A 3,675-nucleotide genomic window follows, 5' to 3' on the forward strand; every position below is an offset into this window, starting at 1 on the left:
TAAGTTGGAGTCATTACCGGTGTTGATTGTGTAGATAAGCTTACTCTGGCCAAATTGTGATGCTTCAATTCGGTGTTCGACACTGACCAACGTTTCTCCCACCCAGGTTTTATCGATGAAGTATTTTTCTGTAGAAACCTCGCTAAGCTGACTACGGATAATGTCACCCTCAGGTAGCGCCATCGCAAACCATGTTCCTGCGAGAAACGGTCCTTCGATCTGAATGGATTTTACGCCTGGGTTCCATTGCTTCCAGTTAGCGGTATCGATGAATGCCTGCCATATTTTTTCTGGCGTGCAACTCACATTCAGTTCGAAAGATTTACTCCAGACGCGGCTTTCGTTCATCAGAGACTCCGGTGATTAAATGTAAGTGAACAGATGCACATACATTGTCACCATCAGCCAATATGTCAATTAGCCAAATCTCTCTAAAACACTCATCCATTTTCCCTTCGTTTCAACGCAAAATTTAGTAGGTAAATGCGAATGGATCTTAATTGCAAATGATAGTAGTTACCATTAACATCTTGCTTTGTAAAAATTTGCAAAGGAAACTTACATGTCTACAAAAAATGTAAAGAAGACGGTTTTTCGTGCCCTCGCCCTCTCCTTTTCCATCCACGCCAGCCTTGTTAACGCCGCTGATTTTACTGAGAAAGACTTTCAATCGCAGTCTCTTGGTCATGGTGTCTATGAGCTTGCCTATGATAAAGGACAAAACGCGCTTTATGCAGCGTCTGCTCCTTCGTTTGAGAAAGATAAAACGGCTGGGCTGGTCTTTCAACTTGATGCAAACTCACTGAAAATTAACGATAAAATTGCTACCAATCGCCGTACGTTTGCCGTTGCTTTAGATGAAGCTAATCACACCCTTTATCTGGGCAACGCCATGGAAGGTTCAATTGCACTTCTGGATACGCGTACGAATAACGTTATCAACACCATCCAGTTGAGCGACGAGAGCAACCCGAAAAAAACCGCCCATGTTCGTGAAGTGGTTCTCGATAAGAAGCATCACCGCCTCTATGTCTCCGGGATTGGTGGCAAAGATAGCGGCCTGCTTTGGGTCGTTGATACCCAAAAACAGCAGTTGATTAATACCATTGAGAAGTTCGATCCGGTTGGTTTCGCGGTAGATGAAACCGGCGATAAAGTGTACGCCGTCACCGGTAAAGGCGAGCTGCTGACCCTGGATGGCAAAACTTCAAAAGTGCTTTCCCGCGTCGCGGTTGATCCTAAAGAACCGAAACACTACTTCCTCAATATCGCGCTGAACACCGCCAAAAATGAAGGCTACATCGCCGATACCAACACTCGCGATGTTCTTGTTGTCGCCCTTGATTCCGGCAAACTCCTTCAGCGGATCCCAACGCCTAACTCCATTGCTGTGGTGTATAACGCAGCCCGTCATGAAATTTATGTCACTCACCGTAACGACCAGCAGATTAGCGTTATCGATGCAAAAACCTACCGCGTGAAGCACACCATCAAAACCGCGGCGATGCCCAACAGCCTGGTGCTATCTCCTGATGCAAACACGCTGTATGTCAGCGTCAAGCAAGACGAAAAAAGCGATCAGTCTGACTACGTCGTAAAAATCGATCTCACTAAATTCTGAGGAAGTATCCGTGATTACCCAAACACGTATTGCCGTGGCCATTTCACTCGCTTTTGCTAACCTGCCAACGGCTGTATATGCCGCCAATAACGAAGATCAGATGGTGGTCACTGCCACCGGTTTTAGCCAGGAACGTCGGGAAGCACCGGCTACGATATCGGTTGTTGATGAAAAAGAATTAAACACGCGCTCGAACCAAAACGTCACTGAAGCGTTACATGAAATGCCGGGTGTTCTGGTGGGCAACGGCCACGGCACTCTTGCCAGCGGCGATGTACAGATGCGCGGGATGGATTCATCCTATACATCGTATATGGTTAACGGCATCAAACAAGCAACCCGAGAGTCACGCCCCTACGGCCATCATATTGGTACCGAGGCTTCCTTTCTGCCACCCATGGCCGCCATCGAACGCGTTGAGGTTATCCGCGGGCCGATGTCCTCTCTTTATGGTTCCGATTCCATAGGTGGCGTGGTGAACGTTATCACCAAAAAAGGCTACAACCTGGAAAACTGGACCGGGGTGCTGGAAGACAATTATTTCCTGCAGGAACAAAGTAAATACGGCAATACCAACCAAACCAATGCCTTCCTGATGGGCCCGGTTATCCCCGGCAAACTCGGCGTCAGCGTGGCAGCCGACTACCTGGATCGTCGCGATGATGATAGTCCAAAGAAACCGCGCTTTGTGAAACATGAAGCGGGGAACCTGGACGCCACTGTCTCAATGTCGCCGACCGATACCCAGCTGTGGGATCTGAATGCTTCTCGCGGCCATCAGGAAAAAAGTCATAACCCGGGCAGTCCGTGGTATTGGGGCTTCGACCGTGATGCGGCGTCACTTTCGCAGCACGCCTGGTACGGCGATGACCTGCTGGAAGTGAAGAACTTCATCAGCTATGAAAAAGCACGCACTGAATATCGCGTCGAGGAAATGGCGCCGCAGTTTATTGAACAGCGCAACTTTGAAGCCAACAGCGCCAACACCTTCACTCTTGGCGATCATAAACTGACGCTGGGTGCGAACTACACGCGCAATGAGCTGAATGATACCTTCGATATAGAGGATAAAGCCGTTGCCGGCGTTACGCCGGTCAGCAAAATCACCCGCTACGGCTGGGCCGTATTTGCGGAAGATGCGTGGATGATTGTGCCGGACTTTACGCTGACCACTTCGGCTCGTCTGGATCATGATAGCTACTTCGGTTATCACGTGACGCCAAAACTGTACGGTAACTGGACCATCGACCAGAATTGGGCGCTGAAAGGCGGCGTATCGACCGGTTATAAAAAACCCGACTTACGTGAAAACAACTCCGGCTTTACCAGCGTTTACGGCGCCTACCCTTATTCCTATATTGGGATTGGTAACGACGACCTGAAACCAGAAGAAAGCATCAACACCGAGTTAGGGCTTTACTGGCAACAAGATAAGCTGGCATTGGATGCAACTGTATTCCACACCCGGTTTAAGAACAAAATCAGCGACTATACAATTTGTACTGAAACGTCGACGCAGAAGTGTGTTTATAACGGCTACACCGCCGAAAGCGTCTCCCAGTATTTCAACGTCAGCGATGCGGAAGTTTACGGCCTGGAGCTGAATGGAGACTGGCAGGTAACGCCTTCCCTGAAAGCAAACGTCAACTACACCTATACCCATAGCGAGCAGAAAAGCGGTGAGTATAAAGGCTACGCGTTGAGCGATTTCCCAACCAGTATGGCCAACGTCTCTCTGACCTGGAATGCTACCAACGATCTGGATCTGTGGACTAAAGCAAGCTGGCGCAGCAACTCACCGGATATTGGTAAATCAACCGCAACGGAGGCTTATGCATTGGTTGATTTAGGTGCCCGCTATCGTGCGACCAAAAACATCACCTTGATGGCCGGGGTTTATAACGTATTTGACGTGAACCCAATCTACACCACGACCTATAACGAAACATCCATGCTTGAAGGACGTCGCTATAACATTGGCGCACGTTACGAGTTCTAAAATATGTCGCCGGAGCGGGTACGCTCCGGCATTTATTAGGGAAGGTGCGAACAAG

3 protein-coding genes are annotated in these 3,675 nt (G+C 48.9%); 2 read left to right on the forward strand and 1 reads right to left on the reverse strand.

What is annotated here, in order from left to right; translation table 11 throughout:
- Positions 1-348: polyketide cyclase (locus LZ634_RS21085; RefSeq protein ID WP_234508717.1), on the reverse strand; the 348-nt coding region annotated here is incomplete at its 3' end.
- Positions 349-562: 214 nt separating this feature from the next.
- Between LZ634_RS21085 and LZ634_RS21090 the strand changes: the two genes are divergently transcribed.
- A complete protein-coding gene (locus LZ634_RS21090) occupies positions 563-1,621 on the forward strand; it encodes a YncE family protein (protein WP_234508719.1) in 1,059 nt (352 codons plus the stop codon).
- Positions 1,622-1,631: 10 nt separating this feature from the next.
- The gene (locus LZ634_RS21095; RefSeq protein ID WP_234508721.1) at positions 1,632-3,620 is read left to right on the forward strand and encodes a TonB-dependent receptor domain-containing protein; all 1,989 of its coding nucleotides are present in this window, start codon (positions 1,632-1,634) and stop codon (positions 3,618-3,620) included.
- Positions 3,621-3,675 lie beyond the last annotated feature (55 nt).

The organism is Kluyvera intermedia, from assembly GCF_021440345.1.
In the GTDB taxonomy this organism is placed as follows: domain Bacteria; phylum Pseudomonadota; class Gammaproteobacteria; order Enterobacterales; family Enterobacteriaceae; genus Kluyvera; species Kluyvera intermedia_A.

What these genes read in the sequence shown, in the direction of transcription:
- LZ634_RS21090 (WP_234508719.1), top strand. Translation starts at nt 563, where the DNA reads ATGTCTACAAAAAATGTAAAGAAGACGGTTTTTCGTGCCCTCGCCCTC.